Annotated in this window: 13 protein-coding genes; 8 read left to right on the top strand and 5 right to left on the bottom strand. The window is 59.9% G+C overall.

All coding sequences use genetic code 11. From position 1 onward, the window contains the following. Positions 1–8: 8 nt before the first annotated feature. The 3 genes from ACM62R_RS14725 (at position 9) to ACM62R_RS14715 (ending at position 3,557) form a co-directional block, all read left to right on the top strand. Positions 9–1,187: a class I SAM-dependent methyltransferase gene (locus ACM62R_RS14725; RefSeq protein WP_415184800.1), complete on the top strand. Its 1,179-nt coding sequence runs from the start codon at positions 9–11 to the stop codon at positions 1,185–1,187. A 50-nt stretch (positions 1,188–1,237) separates the two neighbouring features. Next, a complete protein-coding gene (locus tag ACM62R_RS14720; RefSeq protein ID WP_415184799.1) occupies positions 1,238–2,359 on the top strand; it encodes a class I SAM-dependent methyltransferase in 1,122 nt (373 codons plus the stop codon). A 280-nt stretch (positions 2,360–2,639) separates the two neighbouring features. Beyond that, positions 2,640–3,557, top strand: a complete 918-nt coding sequence (locus ACM62R_RS14715) for a glycosyltransferase (protein WP_415184798.1) — start codon at positions 2,640–2,642, stop codon at positions 3,555–3,557. Here ACM62R_RS14715 and ACM62R_RS14710 read toward each other — a convergent pair. Continuing rightward, a complete protein-coding gene (locus tag ACM62R_RS14710; RefSeq protein WP_415184797.1) occupies positions 3,554–4,477 on the bottom strand; it encodes a glycosyltransferase family 2 protein in 924 nt (307 codons plus the stop codon). The genes ACM62R_RS14715 and ACM62R_RS14710 overlap by 4 nt on opposite strands. A 333-nt stretch (positions 4,478–4,810) precedes the next feature. Here ACM62R_RS14710 and ACM62R_RS14705 point away from each other — a divergent pair, with 333 nt between their 5' ends. Both ACM62R_RS14705 and ACM62R_RS14700 read left to right on the top strand, forming a co-directional pair. After that, complete coding sequence (locus ACM62R_RS14705) at positions 4,811–6,097, top strand: O-antigen ligase family protein (RefSeq protein WP_415184796.1); 1,287 nt, start codon at positions 4,811–4,813, stop codon at positions 6,095–6,097. Positions 6,098–6,124: 27 nt separating this feature from the next. After that, on the top strand, positions 6,125–7,081 hold the full coding sequence (locus ACM62R_RS14700) for a glycosyltransferase family 2 protein (RefSeq protein WP_415184795.1): 957 nt from the start codon (positions 6,125–6,127) through the stop codon (positions 7,079–7,081). Positions 7,082–7,149: 68 nt separating this feature from the next. Here the strand turns inward: ACM62R_RS14700 and ACM62R_RS14695 are convergent, their stop codons facing one another. The 3 genes from ACM62R_RS14695 to ACM62R_RS14685 are packed head-to-tail and all read right to left on the bottom strand — an operon-like array spanning position 7,150 to position 11,481. Next, positions 7,150–8,235, bottom strand: a complete 1,086-nt coding sequence (locus ACM62R_RS14695; RefSeq protein ID WP_415184794.1) for an ABC transporter ATP-binding protein — start codon at positions 8,233–8,235, stop codon at positions 7,150–7,152. Between the two features lies 1 nt (position 8,236). Continuing rightward, positions 8,237–10,450 carry an ABC transporter permease gene (locus ACM62R_RS14690; protein WP_415184793.1) on the bottom strand — a complete coding sequence of 738 codons (2,214 nt, stop codon included), beginning with the start codon at positions 10,448–10,450 and terminating at the stop codon, positions 8,237–8,239. A gap of 5 nt (positions 10,451–10,455) precedes the next feature. Next, positions 10,456–11,481 (bottom strand): ABC transporter substrate-binding protein, encoded by a 1,026-nt coding sequence (locus tag ACM62R_RS14685; RefSeq protein ID WP_415184792.1) that lies wholly within the window; start codon positions 11,479–11,481, stop codon positions 10,456–10,458. 165 nt (positions 11,482–11,646) lie between these two features. Here ACM62R_RS14685 and ACM62R_RS14680 point away from each other — a divergent pair, with 165 nt between their 5' ends. Next, complete coding sequence (locus tag ACM62R_RS14680; protein ID WP_415184791.1) at positions 11,647–13,314, top strand: Na/Pi cotransporter family protein; 1,668 nt, start codon at positions 11,647–11,649, stop codon at positions 13,312–13,314. Here the strand turns inward: ACM62R_RS14680 and ACM62R_RS14675 are convergent. Then, entirely contained in the window at positions 13,311–14,168 is an 858-nt protein-coding gene (locus ACM62R_RS14675) for an SDR family oxidoreductase (RefSeq protein WP_415184875.1), read from the bottom strand. The genes ACM62R_RS14680 and ACM62R_RS14675 overlap by 4 nt on opposite strands. Positions 14,169–14,267: 99 nt before the next feature. On the opposite strand from ACM62R_RS14675, the gene ade reads away from it, so the two are divergent. Further along, positions 14,268–16,085 carry an adenine deaminase gene (ade, locus tag ACM62R_RS14670; RefSeq protein ID WP_415184790.1) on the top strand — a complete coding sequence of 606 codons (1,818 nt, stop codon included), beginning with the start codon at positions 14,268–14,270 and terminating at the stop codon, positions 16,083–16,085. A gap of 41 nt (positions 16,086–16,126) precedes the next feature. Further along, the coding region (locus ACM62R_RS14665; protein WP_415184789.1) for an AMP nucleosidase at positions 16,127–17,606 on the top strand (1,480 nt) is incomplete at its 3' end.

Below are 17,606 nucleotides of genomic sequence, written 5' to 3'. Positions count from 1 at the left end.
AGGAACGCGTGACCAAAGCACCAACCCCTTGCCCTGCTTGCGGCAGCCACCATCTGACCCAGATCTACCGGTTGGATGCGATCCCGGTGCAAAGCTGTATCCTGCTGGATACCCCAGCCGAGGCGCGGGATTTTCCGCGCCGCCCGCTGGTGCTGATGTTCTGCGATGACTGCGGTTTCGTGTTCAACAGCGCCTTTGATCTGGCACAGGTGGACTACGCCTCGACCACCGAAGAAAGCCAGCATTTTTCAGGCACGTTCAACCGCTTCGCCCGTGATCTGGTGGCTGAAATTGCCAGCTTTTATGATTTGCGGGGCCTCAACACGCTGGAAATTGGGTGCGGCAAGGGCGATTTCCTGCAAGAGTTGGTGGCCCAGACCGGCACGCGGGCCTTGGGCGTGGACCCCGGTTTCATCCCGGAACGTTTGCCGGGTGCGGATGGGCAGGACATTGCCTTTCAGCGCGAATATTTCGACCCGGCAACCATTGCCACCCCACCAGATTTTATCGTCTGCCGCCATACGCTGGAGCATATTCCCGCCGTCGGCCAGTTCCTGGCCGATATCGCCACCGTTATCGGCGCGCGCAAGGATGTGGGCGTATTCTTTGAAACCCCCGACGTGCGCCGAGTGCTGGCCGAGGGGGCATTTTGGGACATTTATTACGAGCATTGCTCCTATTTCAGTCTTGGCAGCCATGCGCGGCTGTTTCGCCGCGCGGGGCTGGATGTGACGCGGCTATACGCGGCCTATGATGACCAATACATCATTCAATATGCTGAACCCGCCGCAGGCCGCCCGGTGTTGGCGGCAGAGGACGACCTTGCCGCAATGCGTGCGCTTGCCGTCGCTTTTCCTGCCAAGGTCGCACAGATCCGCGCCTTTTGGACCGATTATGTCCGCGCGCGCCATGCGGATGGAAAGCGCGTGGCGATCTGGGGGGGGGGATCCAAAGGCGTGTCATTTCTGACGACCAATGGGCTTGGCCCCGAGGTGGCGCAGGTGATTGATATCAACCCGTTCAAACAGGGTAAATACCTGCCCGGCACCGGCCACCTCGTCAGTGCCCCCGAAAGCCTGAAAGAGGCGCGGCCCGATACGGTGATCGTGATGAACCCGGTTTATCTGTCGGAAATCGGGGCGCAATTGGCCCTGATGGGGCTACATCCGGAATTGGTGGCGGTATGATGGCGCTTTCAAACCAATGCCCGGTGTGCGCAGGCAGCGATTTGCGGCCAGTGTTCAGTTTGGGCGACGTGCCGGTGATCTGCAATCAGCTTTGGCCCGACGCCAAGGCTGCGCAAGCCGCGCCTGCAGGCGACGTTGATCTGGTGCGCTGTGGTACCTGCGCGATGATCTGGAACGCGGCGTTTGATCCGGGCCGGATGGTCTATGCCCCCGGCTATGAAAACGCCTTGCACTTTTCCCCGCGGTTTCAGGAATTTGCCGAACGGCTGGCAGCGGGGCTGGTGGCGCGGCATGGGCTGGCGGGGAAACACATCGTCGAAATCGGCTGTGGCGATGGGCATATGCTGGACCTGATGGCGCAGAACGGCGTGGCAACCGCGACCGGGTTTGACCCGTCAATGCAGGGAAAACCCAGCCCGTTTACCGGGCGTAAGGGGGTTTCCATCGTGCCTGAATACTTCCGCTCGGATCAACTGAACCGGCCTTTTGACGCCATCCTCTGCCGCCATGTGCTGGAGCATCTTGATACCCCGATGGCCCTGATACGCGACATTCGCACAGCTATTGGCCCGCGCAATGTGCCGGTTTATTTTGAGGTGCCAAACGCGGGCTGGATGCTGGATGCGGTTTCGATGTGGGACGTGATCTATGAACACGTCGGCTATTGGACGGCGCCCGCCATAACCACGCTGTTTCGCCGCGCAGGGTTTCAGCCGCAGACGGTTAACGCCGGCTATGCAGATCAGTTTCTGATGGTCGAGGCTTTGGCCGCAGACCCGGCCCCCGACTTCGTTGCAGATGGCACTGCAACCACGGCGGCTTCGGCGGATGCCTTCGCCGCTGCTGCCAATGCAGAATTGGACAAATGGCGCGCCCGTCTGGGCCGGATGACTGGCCGCGCTGTGATCTGGGGGGCGGGATCCAAGGGTATTACCTTTGCCAATGCGTTGGGGCCGGATGCCGCTGCCCCCTTGGCCGCGCTGGTTGATCTTAACCCCCGCAAACACGGGCTTTACGCGCCCGGGGTGGCGCTGCCCGTTGTCGCACCCGACGCGCTCGCTGAAATGCGCCCGGATCTGGTTCTGATTTCCAATGCCGCCTACGAAGCCGAGATAAGGGCAAAAGTGGCTGCCTTGGGGTTGTCACCCGAATTTGACGTGATCGCGGGATAACGGGCCAAAAAGGCCGCAAACCGCCGTTGAACAGCAGGCTTTGGCGCCCTGGCAGGTTTGAACCTACATCGTGCCCACGGTCCTGCTTATGCCGCTTTTGTCTTGCAGATAACAAAAGGTGCGGTTTCTACTCTTCCACCCGCCCGCCGCCCAGCCCTATGCACAAGGCCACCGCCGGACACTGCACTTAAGGCTTGATCTATCGTTAGGCAGAGCGAAAATGCAGATTGGGACGCCTGGTGCCCGATCCTCGGATGTCGAAACGCAAAGGAGCGTATTTTTGGCCAGTACCTTGCCCATCAGCGTAATCGTGCCGCACCTGAATCAGTCAGAGGCGCTCGGTTGCTGCCTTAGGTCGTTGGCGGCGCAGACCGGGCTTTTCGATTTGGCTGAGGTGATCGTAGTGGATAACGGCTCTCACGTTTTACCACATGATGTTTGTGCCCGTTTTCCAGGGGTGAGGTTGCTGGCAGAGTTGACGCCGGGCCCCGGCCCCGCGCGCAATACTGGTGTTGGTGCGTCTTCGGGTGCGATCCTTGCTTTTGTCGATGCCGACTGCGTGGCCGATGCTGGCTGGTTGGCGGCTATTACGCGGATTTTTGCGTCAGACCCGCAGGTGGGGATACTTGGCGGGGCTGTGTTCATCCCGCGGGCCACTGAACGGCGGACTACGGCCCTTGAAGCATATGAAATGGTCTATGCTTACAGAATGGATAAATACATCTCTCAACAGGGCTTTACGGGGGCGGGTAATCTGGCCGTGCGGCGAGAGGTGTTTGAGGCGGTCGGTCCCTTCGGTGGCGTTGCCATTTCCGAAGACCGCGACTGGGGTTTGCGTGCCACGGGGTTAGGCCATGCTATCCGCTATGTGCCGGATATGGTGGTCTATCACCCTGCGCGCACCTCATTTGATGCGTTGCAACTGAAATGGGATCGGCATATCGCGCATGATTTCAACCGCCTGCGCGATAAATTCTTATGGCGCCCGCGGACCTTTCTACGCGCGATAGCTGTGGGGCTGTCACCCCTGGCCGAGATCCCAAAGCTATTGTTGACCTCTCGTCTGATCGGGCTTCGCGAACGTGGCCTTGCCTTTATGTGCCTGTTTCGTATCCGGTTGCACCGGGCGCGACGGATGATTGGGCTGATTGCCAGCGACTCTGAGGCGGAACTTCTATCACGCTGGAATCGAAATTAGGCGCGGCTTCCGGGGGCCAGACTGTTGCGGAATCGCCGCCAGATCACGCCACTGAATCCGTCTTTTCCGATAACGGACCGGGGATGTATCTTTAGCCCTGCCCGGATCAACCGCCACGCCATGCGCCTTTTACCCAGACGCACCAGCATCCGCGCCAGCTGTATCAGGTTTTTAGTATGCACATCCGGGTAGTGGGCAAAAGCGGCGCGGTTCTTTTTCAGAATGCGTAGCAGGCCCAAGGCTTTTTTACGGGTGTTGGTTGAAATACTGTCAGCGGAAATGAAAGCTAGAACGACGGGTTCGATATCCTCGTAGATCTTGGTATGCTGGGCAAGCCGAGCCGTAAATTCCCAATCGGCATTGGCCTTGGCGCAGGGATCGAACCAATTGTCACCCGGAAAGCACTCGCGCCGGAACAGTGTATTTTGCAGGCTGATCCGGTTACCTTCCAAAAACCGGCGCACCTGATCCTCTTCCAGCTTTAGTATTTGGCCGGGGGGGGGGGCACAGGTAACTTTGCCCGGGCCGTAATTATGTGCGCTATCGCGCCCATAGAGAATCTTGGAGCCGGTAACGACACCGACGCTGTCGGGTAAAGAGTTCATCAATTCCATCTGGCGTTCCAGCTTACCTGGCAGCCATAGATCGTCACTGTCCTGAAAGGCGATGAAACGTCCCGTTGCCGCAGCCAGCCCGGTATTGCGCGCACGCGATGCGCCGCCGTTTTGTGCATGGCGCAGATACCTCACGCGGTCGTCGCCCAAATCGTCGATCATGGCGCGCAAATTTTCGGTTGAGGCGTCATCAACCACGATCAACTCCAGATCGCGGTATGATTGGTTCAAGACACTTTCGCAGGCAACCTTTAGGCTGAGTAATCGGTTATAAGTCGGAAGAACTACCGATACGCTTACAGTCATATGTTTCCCTTGGATTAGTGGAGGCCTCGTTGTCAGGTTCGATGATGCGTCACGCGCATTTTCCAGATCATCTTAGCAAACTTCTGTGGAAAAAGCAGGTGCCATCTGTAAAAGGAGCCAATGATCGTTATGTCGTTGTTTGCTATCGCCGCATACCTTGGGAAAATGTTGTGATATACCGAAGAATAGAATTGGCCCTGCCAAGGAAAGCAGTCAAACGTGACAGATACCAGACAGGGAAAAGACACCGATTTTCAAGTGCCTGCGCGGGGCCAATCCGCTAGTGCCAACGTTGCGAGATGGCCGGTCAGGGTTTTTCTGGTTTCACTTACGGTGCCGTTCCTGTTCCATGTCGGGCCGATGTTGCTATCGGCCAACCGACTGGTTCTGCTGATCGCGGTGTTGCCGTGTGTCGGATTGTGGCTGAGTGGTCGCGCCGGGCGGGTACGCATTGCTGACATTGCACTCTTGTTGATGTGGGCCTGGATAAGCCTTGGCCTATTGGTGCTTGAAGGTATGGACGCCATGCTTATGCCGGGCGGAATCAGTTTCATTGAAACGATGGGCGCGTATTTGCTGGCGCGCTGTTTTGTCCGCGATGCTGACAGTTTTTACGCCATGGTCAAGTTTCTGTTCTGGGTGATTGCGGCGATGTTTCCTTTTACGATTTACGAAACCTTGACCGGTAACGACATTCTCATGCAAATGGCAAAAAGGCTGGGGTCAACCGATAATATCGTCTGGAAAGAACCTCGCTGGGGGCTGGATCGCGTTCAGGGGGTGTTTCCACACCCTATTCTTTTTGGCGTATTTTGTGGCGGCGCCACGGCACTGACATATTATGTTCTGGGCTATAAAACGTCAAAGCTGCGTCGATTGTTTCAAACTGCCCTGGTCACCCTATCTGTGATGTTGTCACTGTCATCCGGGCCGTTGACGGCGCTGATCGCCCAATTAGCGTTGATATTGTGGGATAGGGTCCTCAGCGGGTTTCGGCAGCGATGGGTTGTTCTGTCCAGTATGGTGGCGACGATGTATATTGCGCTTGAAATAGCGGCCAAACGTTCGGTGCCGGCAATTTTCATCGCCTATTTCGCCTTTGATCCCTGGACGGCATCGAACCGACTGAGGATCTGGAATTACGGCACAGAATCTGTGATGAATTACCCGTTTTTCGGGGTTGGTCTGGGTGAGTGGGCGCGGCCCTACTGGATGAGCTCCAGCATGGATATGTTCTGGCTGGTTTCGGCCGTGCAAAATGGCCTTCCGGCAGCTTTAATGCTGCAATTGGCCTTCTTCTCTCTTTTTCTGGGGATCATTTTCAAAACCGGGTTGTCGGAACGGGTGGCGCGGTATCGCACCGGTTATCTGGTGTGTATGGTCGGCTTTTTTCTGGGCGGCTGGACCGTGCATTACTGGAAGGTCATTTATGTGTTTTTCATGTTTTTGCTAGGCAGCGGTGCCTGGATCCTCGACTCGACCGACACGGACGACGCCCCGAACGGGGCCGAGAGGCAGCCCACCGCCCCGCCTCATGTTGGTTACACGCGCCCTCGCGAAAGCATTCCCCAAAATTACTCTCGCCGTCCGCCAGCCCCGTCAAGACGGCGTGAACGCTGATCTTGTTCTCAACTTTCTTAGGTCTTTATGTCAATTTCCCCTGAACTTTCCATTATCGTGGTCAGCTACAACACGGCTGACGTTACGCTGGAATGTCTGCGTTCGGTCTATCGTGAAACCTGCCAGACGTCGTTTGAACTTATCGTGGTTGACAACAACTCGCCTGACGGTTCTGCCAAGGCCATTGCCGCCGAGTTCCCGGATCTGACGCTGATCGCGCGCCCTGATAACCTGGGCTTTGGCGGGGCCAACAATCTGGCGGCCGGGCAAGCGTCTGGCGAATATCTGTTACTGCTGAATCCTGATACAGTTGTGTTGAGGGGTGCGATAGATACGCTGATGCGCTTTGCGCGCGAGACCCCCAAAGCCGGTATCTGGGGTGGGCGCACATTATTTGCGGATGGCAGCCTTAACGCCACATCGTGTTGGCGGGATATGTCGCTTTGGGGCACGTTTTGCTGGGCGGTGGGGTTGACCCGGCTTTGGCCACGCAGCCCGATTTTCAACTACGATGCCTATGGTGGCTGGCGACGCGATACCGTGCGAGAGGTGGATACGGTTACGGGTTGTTTCTTTTTGATCCGCCGGTCAGCCTGGCAGGCGTTGGGCGGGTTTGATCCGGCCTTTTTCATGTATGGCGAAGAGGCGGACCTGTGCGTGCGCGCCCGCAGGCGAGGCGCCCGCCCAATGGTGACGCCTGAGGCTGAGATAATTCATTATGGCGGGCTGTCTGACACTGTCCGTGCCGCCAAGATGCAGCGCTTGATCCGTGCTAAAATCACACTGGCGTCCCGGCACTGGGGACCGATCCGGCTTTGGTCGCTAAAGGTGCTGTTTCGTGGATTGGTTGCGCTTAGGATGTTGGGCTTTGGGTTGCAGGCGCGGCTGCTGGGTGGGCAGGGGCCAAAAGACAGGGCGGCCACATGGCGGCAGATCTGGTCGCATCGAAGGGATTGGTTGAATGGGTATGATGAGGCACAATGAATGCGCATTACCCATCGCATCGGCCAGCCCCCCCCTGCCCGCAGGGTGTCCGGCGCCCTATCTGCGTCTTAGCCAGGTAAAAGTACCGGCCCCGAAGTTCTGAACGATAGTGTCACCTCTTGCCCCGGTTGGAACGGGTCGGTCACATCCTCAAGCACCGCGAACACCGGGCCAAAGGGGGCGTTGACGGTATATTCCATCCGGCTGCCAACATAGGTAGCTTTTTCGATCACCGCCGGAACACCCTCGCCCGCGCCTTTAAGAACCCGCATCCTTGAGGGGCGCACGGCAAGCTGGGCGGGGCCGGGGGGCAGGCCGCGCGCGGGTAGTTTGTGAAGGTAGCCGCCGACCGAGATTTCGGCGGTATCGCCACTGACGGATACAATCGTGCAGGGGATCAGATTGGCCTCGCCGATGAAGTCGGCCACGAAGGCATCAGCGGGCGCTTCGTAAAGGTCGCGCGGGGTGCCGATCTGGGCGATGGCGGCGTTGCGCATCACCACGATCTCATCGGAAACCGCCAGCGCCTCTTCTTGATCATGGGTGACATAGACGACGGTCAGGCCAAGGTTTTGTTGAATCTCGCGGATTTCTTCGCGGACCTGGCGGCGCAATTTCGCATCGAGATTCGAGAGCGGCTCATCAAACAGCAGCACCTGCGGTTCCAGCACCAGCGCGCGGGCGACGGCAACGCGCTGCTGCTGGCCACCGGACAATTCGCTGGGCAGCCGGTCACCATAGTCCGTCAACCCGACAAGGCCAAGACCCGCCATCGCGCGGTCGCGGGTGTCGGCCTTGTTGAAGCCCGAGAACTTCAGCCCGTAACTGACGTTTTCAAGCACGGTCATATGCGGAAACAGCGCATAGCTTTGAAACACCATCGACACGTCGCGGTCGGTTGCGGGTAGCGTGGTTACGTCTTTATCACCGATGAAGATCTGGCCCCGCGTTACCATTTCCAGCCCCGCGATCATCCGCAGCGTGGTGGTCTTGCCGCACCCCGAGGGGCCCAGAAGCGTGACCAGTTTACCCGGTGCAATCTCCAGATCGACGTTATCGACCGCGACAACCTTGCGGCCGTAAACCTTGGACACGCTGCGGAAGCTGACCGAGGCGGCCTTGGCGTGCACACCGGCTTTCAGGGCTTCGGTCATGTCAGGCTCCTTTGGTGTCATGGCTGGTGCGGCGCCCGATCTTCGTGCGACCGACCAGAATTTGCAAAAGCCCGACCGCCGCCAGCATGACAAAGATCAGCGCGGTGGAATAGGCGATGGCAAGGCCGTAGTCGTTATTTTCAACCCGACCGATGATATAGCTGGTGGCCATGTCGTAGCGCGCCGACACAAGGAAAATCACTGCCGAAATGGCCGTCATCGCCCGCACGAAACTATAGACCAGTGCCGCAAGAATCGCTGGACGCAGCAGCGGCAGGATTATCCGGCGGAAGGTTTGCCACGAATTTGCCCCCAGCGTCAGCGAGGATTCGTCCAGCGATTTATCCAACTGCGACATCGAGGCGATACCCGCGCGCACCCCCACCGGCATATTGCGGAACACAAAGCTTACAATCAGGATCAACCCGGTACCGGTAATCTCGATCGGGGGGACGTTGAACGCCAGAATGTAGCTGACGCCGATTACCGTGCCGGGAATGGCGAAAGACAGCATCGTGCCAAACTCAAACGCCCGTTTTCCGGCGAATCGTTGCCGCGTCAGCAGATAGGCGGTGATCAGGCCAATGGCGGCAGTCAACGGCGCCGCGAGGGTCGAAATCACCAGCGTGGTAAAGAAACTGCCCCACGCCGAACCCGTCCAGCGGATGCCACTATCGTCAAGCGAGACCCTGAAGGCGGTGACATAGTGTTTGAGGGTGATCGTATTATTCACCCCCCAAAGCTGCACGACCGACCCGTAAAGGATCATCCCGTAAATCACCACGGTGAACGCAACCCATAGCGCCGCGATGACATAGACAGGGATCGCCAGCCCGGCGGGCATGGCCGGGTGCACCCCTGCATCGCCCTTGCCGGTGACGGTGGTATAGCTTTTGCGGCCCAGCCAGAACCGTTGCAGATAAAACGCGCCCAGCGTGAAGGTCAAAAGCACCATCGCCAGAATCGCCGCGCGGCTTTGGTCATATTGCGCGCCGACGATGGCAAAAAAGATCTCGGTCGAAAGCACGTCAAAGTTGCCGCCCAGCACCAGCGGGTTGCCAAAATCGGCCATGGATTCGATGAACCCCAGCAAGAAGGCATTGGCCAGGCCGGGGCGCATAAGCGGCAAGGATATGGTGCGGAAGGTCTGCCAGCGGTTGGCGCGAAGCGTCTGGGCGGCCTCCTCCATTGACGGGCTGACGCCTTCGACGACACCGATCAGCACCAGAAAGGCGATGGGGGTAAAGGCCAGAACCTGCGCGATCAGAATACCGGGCATACCGTAAACCCAGCGCGTGGGGCGGATACCGAACAGATCTGCAGTCCAGGTGGTAATGGCGCCCGAAAGGCCGAATAGCAGGATGATGGCCAGACCGATGACGAAGGGCGGGGTGATGATCGGCAGCACCGTCAGCGCCCGAAGTGCGCCTTTGTAGCGAAACCCCGACCGCGTCAGCACCAGCGCGAACACCAGCCCCAACAGCGTGGTCAGCACCCCCACCAGCACCGCCAGAAACAGCGAATTCCACGCCACACCGCAGCGCGTGCCGCTTAGGCAGCCCAGCCCCCAGATCCGTTCGGAAAACATCTTTCCGAAAAATTCGCTCAGCGAATAGCCACCGCCCTGAACCGCGAAAGCCGACATCATCATGATGAAAATCGGGTAGAATACAAAGATCGTGACCACCGCGATCACGCCGCCAATCGCGCCTGTGACAAACACATCGCCGCCGACCGCACCCCGCGCGGCAATGCCTTGGGTAAACAGAAACAAAAAGGCCGACGCGGTAATCAGCGCGCCGTAGCCCATGCCGAACTGACGGGTTCCCAGCGGGCCAAACAGCGCCTCTAGCCAAGGGGCGGTCCAGCCGTGCAAGCCAATGCCCAACCCCTGCGCCACCAGCCACGCAAAGCCAAAACCCCCGGCAAGGATCAGTACGCGGGCATAAAGGGGGTCGGTCTTGCGCCGCCCGATCACCATGAACGGCGCAGCCATCGCCAAAAGCATCGGCGCCAGCCACAGCTTTTGCCCCATCGCCACCAGAACCGCGGCGGGGGCATAGTCAGGGTCGGTTGGCCAGCCGCGCGACAGCCAGGCGAACCGCCAGAACGCTTCGACCCCATACCAAGGAAGAAGGGCGATACCGACCCACCCGGCGATGATCCAGAAGATCAGAACCGGGTAAGTGGTTTTTTCAGGGGCGAGGGTCCGCAAGGGGATTATTGCGGCAGGGTGGAGACTTCGTTATCCCACTTTTCCAGCAGGCGGCGGCGTTCATCGCTGGCGCCGTATTTCTTGAAGTCATAATCGATCAGCTTGATTGCCGACATATCCGGCGCAAATTCCGATTTCGCGGCGTTCACGTTTGACATCACCTGAAACGCATTGACCTGAAGCGCCAGATCCTGGGCCTCTTTGGTCAGCGCCCAGTCATAGAACTTTTTGGCCGCGTCCATGTTGCGTGCGCCCTTGATGATCGACATTGAACCAATCTCATACCCGGTGCCTTCGCAGGGGGCGACGCTGACAATCGGAAAACCCGCTACGGTTTGTGCGACCGCATCATGCAAAAACACGATGCCCACCGTGGTTTCGCCCTGTCCAGCAGCCTTGATCGGCGCGGAACCGGATTTGGTGTATTGGTTCACATTGGCATGAAGGCGCTTCATATAGTCAAAGCCCTTATCTTCGCCAAAAAGCTGCACCATAGTGGCCAGCATCGTATAGGCGGTGCCCGAGGAATTGGGGTTGGCAATCTGGATCTGGCCCTTGAATTCGGGCTTGGTCAGGTCTTCCCAGCATTTCGGTTCGGGCAGATTGTTGGCCGCCAGCAAGGTCGTGTTATAGCCAAAGCCCAACGCGCCGGAATAAACGCCGATGGTTTTATCATTCGCCGCTTTTGCCTGCGCAATGGCCCATGGGTGCAACTGGTCCCGCATCGGCGAGATATAGGGTTCGGTCAGGTCTTCTTCGGCGGCCTGCAGATGCGGATCCCCCGTGCCGCCCCACCAGATATCGCCTTTGGGGTTCGAGGATTCAGCTTTGATCTGGGCATAGGTCTCGCCCGAGGATTTGCGCGTCATGTCCACGGTGATGCCCGTCGTCTCTTCAAAGGTGCGGGCCATGATCTGGCACCACTCCTCTTGCGGCGAGCAATAAAGGCTTAGCCGTTCGGCCTGAGCCGCCTGCGCACCAAGCGCCAGAGCAAGCGCCGCTACGGAAACGCCAAGAGCGTTCTTTGTCATGGTATCCTCCCCAGGATGATGAAACATCTAAGTCGCGTGATTTTGTTACGCATTTCATGGAAGCCTATTGCCATCTGCGCATAACTGGCAACAGAATTCGACCAAATGACAGCAAAGTACGGGCATACGACAAAGCGTGCCCCAAGATAGAAGCAGGAAGACACCTTGGAGACAACCAGCCCCCTTTTGTTTGTATTGCATGTGGCTGGCGCCGCCGCCCTGCTGATCTGGGCGGTGCGGTTGGTGCGCACCGGGGTCGAGCGGGCATTTTCCGTGCAACTGCGGCGCTGGCTACGGCGGTCATCGGAAAGCCGGCTGATGGCGGCGGGAACCGGTGTCATCGCGGCGGTAATGTTACAAAGCTCAACCGCGGTGACGATACTGGTGGCAAATTTTGCCGCCAGCGGCACGATTGTGGCCTCTGCGGCGCTGGTGATGCTGTTGGGCGCAGATCTGGGGTCGGCAGTGGTGGCGCAGATCTTGCTGGTGCGGCAAAGCTGGCTGGTGCCGGTGCTGCTATTGCTGGGGGTTGTGTTGTTCTTGCGCGGGCAGGACCGCCGTATACGTCAGGTTGGCCGGATACTGATTGGCCTGTCGCTGATTTTCGTATCGCTGGACATGATCCGGGAGGCGACCGAACCGCTGCGCGACAGCCCCGGCATGGCAACCGCCATGGGGTATCTGGGGCGCGATCTGCTGACGGCGTTTGTGCTGGGGGCGCTGTTTGCCTGGGTGGTCCACAGTTCGGTTGCGGCGGTGCTGCTTTATGTGACGTTGGTGCTGCAAGGGGTGATGCCCGTGCCCGCGGCGGTGGCGATGGTCCTGGGTGCAAACCTGGGCGGATCGTTCATTGCCTATGTGTTGACCCTGGCGCAACCCTTGGAGGCGCGGCGGGTGGTGGTTGCCAATCTGGTGCTGCGCGGCGGTGGGGCTGCGCTGGTGCTGGGTTCGATCTTTGTGTTCAACCCGCCGTTGGACTGGCTGGGGGCAACCCCCGCACGGATAGTCATCAATCTGCATTTGGCGTTCAATCTGGTGCTGGCCCTGGCGTTGATACCGCTGGCCGGGCCTGTTACCCGCGCCGCCACCGCACTACTGCCGCCCAAACCTGACCCGGCAGCGGCGCTACAGCGGGTGTCGGCGCTGGATCCCGTTGCGCTGGACATACCCGACCGTGCAATCGCCTGCGCCGCCCGCGAAGTGTTGCGCATCGGAGAAGAGATCGAGGCGATGCTGCGCTCGGCCATCAATATGTATGACCATTGGGATGACGCCACCGCCGCCGCCATTGAGGCGCAACAAAAGGCCGTGGACCGGATGCATTTTGAAACCAAACTGTATCTGGCACAGATCAATCGGGCCAAGCTTGATGAAGAAACAGCGACACGAAGCATTGATCTGTCAACGATCGCCATCAACCTTGAGGCGGCAAGCGATGCGATTGCCCGCTCGATGCTGGGGCTTGCACGGCGGTTGCACCTGGGCGGGGTCGCGTTTTCTGATGCTGGCTGGCGTGAAATCCGCGATTTTCATGACCGAGTGCTATCCAATGTGCAACTGGCGCTGAACGTGCTGATGACGTTGGAGCCTGATGCCGCGCGCGAACTGGTGGCCGAGAAAGAGGCCGTCCGCGATATTGAGCAGGCGCTGCAGCGCTCGCATCTGGGGCGGCTGCAACAGGGGCTGGCAGAAAGTATCGAGACGTCGAACATCCATCAAGAAACGCTGCGCGCGCTGAAAACGGTGAACACGGCGTTTTCGATGGCGGCCTACCCTATTCTGGCGGAATCGGGGGATTTGCTGTCCAGCCGCCTGTCGGGGGCCGCCCGTTAGTCGGCGGCCAGCAGCGCGGCCAACCCGGTGCGGTAATCGGGGTAGCGCAGGGTCACGCCCAGTTCATCCTTGATCAGGGTATTTCGAACGCGCTTTGATTCAGCGTAAAAGCTGCGCGCCATCGGGCTCATCACGGCGGCGTCATAGGCTATGGCGGGGGGCAGCGGCAGGCCTAAAAGTGTGGCGGCATGGGCCAGCACATCCTCGGGGGGGGCCGGGTCATCATCGCAGACGTTATAGATCGCGCCGGGGCGGGGCCGCGCGATGCTGGCCGCCAGTGTCGCGGCGATGTCGTCGACATGGATCCGCGAGAACACCTGACCCGGTTTGATGATGCGGCGCGCGGTGCGATCGCGGACCTTTTCAAACGGGCCGCGACCGGGGCCGTAGATACCCGCCAGCCGGAAGATATGAAGCGGTAGCCCCGCGCTTTCGGCCAGCCTCTGCCAGGCGGATTCAGCCAACACACGGGCCCGGCCACGGTTGGTCGTGGGGGTCAGGGGCGTTGCCTCATCAACCCAGCCGCCCTGATGGTCGCCATAAACCCCGGTAGTTGACAGATAGCCCAGCCATTCCAGATGCGGTGCGGCGGCGGTGATGGCGGCAGACTCGGCCTCCAGCACCGGATCACCTGAGGGGCCGGGCGCAACCGAGGTCAGCACATGCGTCGCACGCGCCAGATGGGGGGCCAGCGGCGTGCCGGGCCAGATCACCGGCTGAACCCCGTCAGCGGCCAGCGCCTTGGCGCGGCCTTGCGTGCGGGTGGTGCCAATCACCTGCCAGCCCTGCGGCTGCAACACCCGCGCAAGTGCTGCCGCCGAATACCCATGGCCCAGTGAAAGAAGCGTTTTCATCGCGGCGCCTTTCTGCCCAATCCTGCCGCGTTGATAGCGCACGGGGTCTGTCATCACAACGTCACTTGAAAGGGGGGCGTCAAGGTGGCAGGTTTCGGCATGGAAACGATAAATTCTTTGAAATCCTGGGCCGAGGCCGCGCCGCAGCTTATTGCCGTCGCCATGGGCCGGGTGCCTGCCGATCTGGTGATCCGCGGCGGGCAATGGGTCAATGTTCACACGCGCGAGGTGCTGCCGGGCCATGATGTGGCGGTAGTGGCCGGGCGGTTCGCCTATATCGGGCCGGATGCGGGCCATTGCATCGGCCCCGACACCAAGGTGATCGAGGCCGAAGGCCGCTATATGATCCCCGGTCTGGTCGATGGGCATATGCATATCGAAAGCGGCATGCTGACCCCGGCAGAATTTGCCGCCGCCGTCATTCCGCATGGCACCACAACGATGTTCACCGACCCGCACGAAATTGCCAATGTGCTGGGCCTTTCCGGGGTGCGGATGATGCATGACGAGGCCGCATTGCAGCCCGTCAACATCTTTACCCAGATGCCTAGCTGCGCCCCCTCGGCGCCGGGGCTTGAGACGACGGGCTTTGAGATTTCCGCCGAGGATGTGGCCGAGGCAATGGGCTGGCCCGGCATCATCGGTCTGGGCGAGATGATGAACTTCCCCGGTGTGGTGGCGGGCGATGCCAAGATGCTGGCCGAAATGGCCGCCACGATGCGCGCGGGCAAAACCGTGGGCGGCCATTACGCCAGCCCCGATCTGGGCCACCGCTTTGCCGCCTATGTCGCGGGCGGCGCCGCCGACGACCACGAAGGCACCTGCGAGACCGATGCCATCGCGCGCGTGCGCCAGGGGATGCGGTCAATGATGCGGCTGGGGTCGGCGTGGTATGATGTGGAAACGCAGATCACGGCGGTGACGGAACGCGGCCTTGATCCGCGCAGCTTTATCTTGTGCACTGACGATTGCCACTCTGGCACGCTGGTGAATGAGGGACATATGAACCGCGTTTTGCGCCACGCAATCGCCTGCGGTTGCGACCCGCTGATCGCGCTTCAGATGTGCACGATCAACACCGCCACCCATTTCGGGCTTGAACGCGAATTGGGCAGTATCACGCCGGGGCGGCGGGCGGATATGATCCTGACCTCGGATCTGCGCACGCTGCCGATTGAGCAGGTGATCGCGCGCGGCGTGACTGTCGCAAAAGATGGGGTGCTGAAGGTGCCCTGCCCGCATTACGACTGGCCCGCAGCGGCGCGGCAAACGGTGAACCTTGGCAAGCGGCTGACGGCGGACGATTTTGCAATCCGCGCCCCCGGGGGCGCCAATACCGTTACCGCGCGGGTGATTGGCGTTGTTGAGAATCAAGCACCAACCAAGGCGCTGACCGCAGAGTTGGGCGTGGCCGAGGGGCTGGTATCCGCCGACCCCGCCATTGATATCGCCCAGATCGCGCTGGTGGAACGGCACCGGGGCACCGGCGGGGTGGTCAACGGGTTTGTGTCGGGCTTTGGCTATCAGGGGCGCATGGCGATGGGCTCTACCGTTGCGCATGACAGCCACCACATGATCGTGGTTGGGACCGACCGCGAAATGATGGCCGCCGCGGCGAACCGTCTGGGCGAGATGGGCGGAGGCATCACGGTCTGGAAGGACGGGGCGGAAATTGCCGCCGTGCCGCTGCCGATCGCCGGGCTGATGTCGGACGCCCCTGCCGCCAAGGTGGCCGCTGCCGCGCAGCGCATGGTGGCCGCGATGGCCGAATGCGGCTGCTCCCTGAACAATGCCTATATGCAGCACAGCCTGTTGGCGCTGGTAGTGATCCCTGAAATACGGATCTCGGATCTGGGGCTGGTCGATGTGACACGGTTTCAGCTGACCCCGCTGTTCAAAGAACCGGGCGAGGCATGACGCCCCGCCCCGCTGACGTTTCGGCCATGGAAGAAAATCAAATGAACACGACCGAACATCTGACAATAATGACCCCGCCCCCGGCCACCCCCGAGATTTTCACAGACCCCGCCGAGGCGGTTGCGCGGCTACAGATACTTTACCAACAAGCAACCGGGTTTTTGCTGGAAAAGTTCAATGAAACCCTGCGCTCTGGGCGGCCTTTGGCGCGGTTTCGGGCCTATTACCCCGAGGTTCGCTTAACGACGACTAGCCATGCCAAGTCTGACAACCGTCTGTCGTTTGGCCATGTTGCGGCACCGGGCACCTATGTGGCCACAATCACCCGGCCGGACCTGTTTCGCTACTATCTGGAACAGCAGTTGGGCCATCTGATGCATAATCACGGGGTGCCGGTACAGGTGGGTCTTTCGTCCACACCGATGCCGGTGCATTTTGCCGTTGCCGCCAAACCCGAAGTGAACGTGCCGCAAGAGGGGGTGCTGGACTTTCCGCTGCGCGACGTTTTCGACGTGCCGGACCTGACCACCACCAATGATGATATCGTCAACAGCACTGCCCTGCCAAACGAAGACGGGTCAGGCCATCTTGGCCCCTTCACCGCGCAGCGGATAGATTATTCACTGGCGCGGCTGGCGCATTACACCGCCACCAAGCCTGAGCATTTCCAGAACCATGTGCTGTTCACCAACTATCAGTTCTATGTCGAGGAATTCGAGACGGTGGCCCGGCGGATGCTGGCAGATCCGCACTCGGGCTATACGAAGTTTGTGGGGCCGGGCAATGCGGTAATCACCAGTGCCGATGAGCCGTTGGCCCATCCCGACAAGCTGCCGCAGATGCCCAGTTATCACCTCAAACGTCCGCATGGGCAGGGGATAACGCTGGTCAATATCGGCGTCGGCCCCAGTAACGCCAAAACCGCAACAGACCACATTGCGGTGTTGCGCCCCCATGCCTGGATGATGGTTGGCCATTGTGCCGGCCTGCGCAACAGCCAGCGGCTGGGTGATTTCGTGCTGGCCCATGCCTATCTGCGCGAAGATCATGTGCTGGATGATGATCTGCCAATCTGGGTGCCAATTCCGGCACTGGCCGAAATTCAGATCGCGCTGGAAGATGCGGTGAAAGAGGTGACCCAACTGGAGGGGTATGAGCTGAAGCGCATCATGCGCACCGGCACGGTTGCCACCATCGACAACCGCAACTGGGAGCTGCGCGACCAGTCCGGCCCGGTGCAACGGCTTAGCCAAAGCCGCGCCATCGCGCTGGATATGGAAAGCGCCACGATTGCTGCCAACGGTTTCCGGTTTCGGGTGCCCTACGGCACGCTTTTGTGCGTCTCCGACAAACCTTTGCACGGCGAACTGAAGCTGCCGGGCATGGCAACTGAATTTTACCGTTCCCAGGTGGCTAACCATTTGCTGATCGGCATAAGGGCGATGGAGAAGCTGCGCGAGATGCCGCTGGAGCGTATCCATAGCCGCAAGCTACGCAGTTTTGAGGAAACCGCCTTTCTTT

Source organism: Phaeovulum sp., assembly GCF_047638075.1.
Classification (GTDB): domain Bacteria; phylum Pseudomonadota; class Alphaproteobacteria; order Rhodobacterales; family Rhodobacteraceae; genus UBA6197.
The sequence above is the reverse complement of the archived record's forward strand: the minus strand, read 5'-3'. Positions and strand labels throughout refer to the sequence as shown.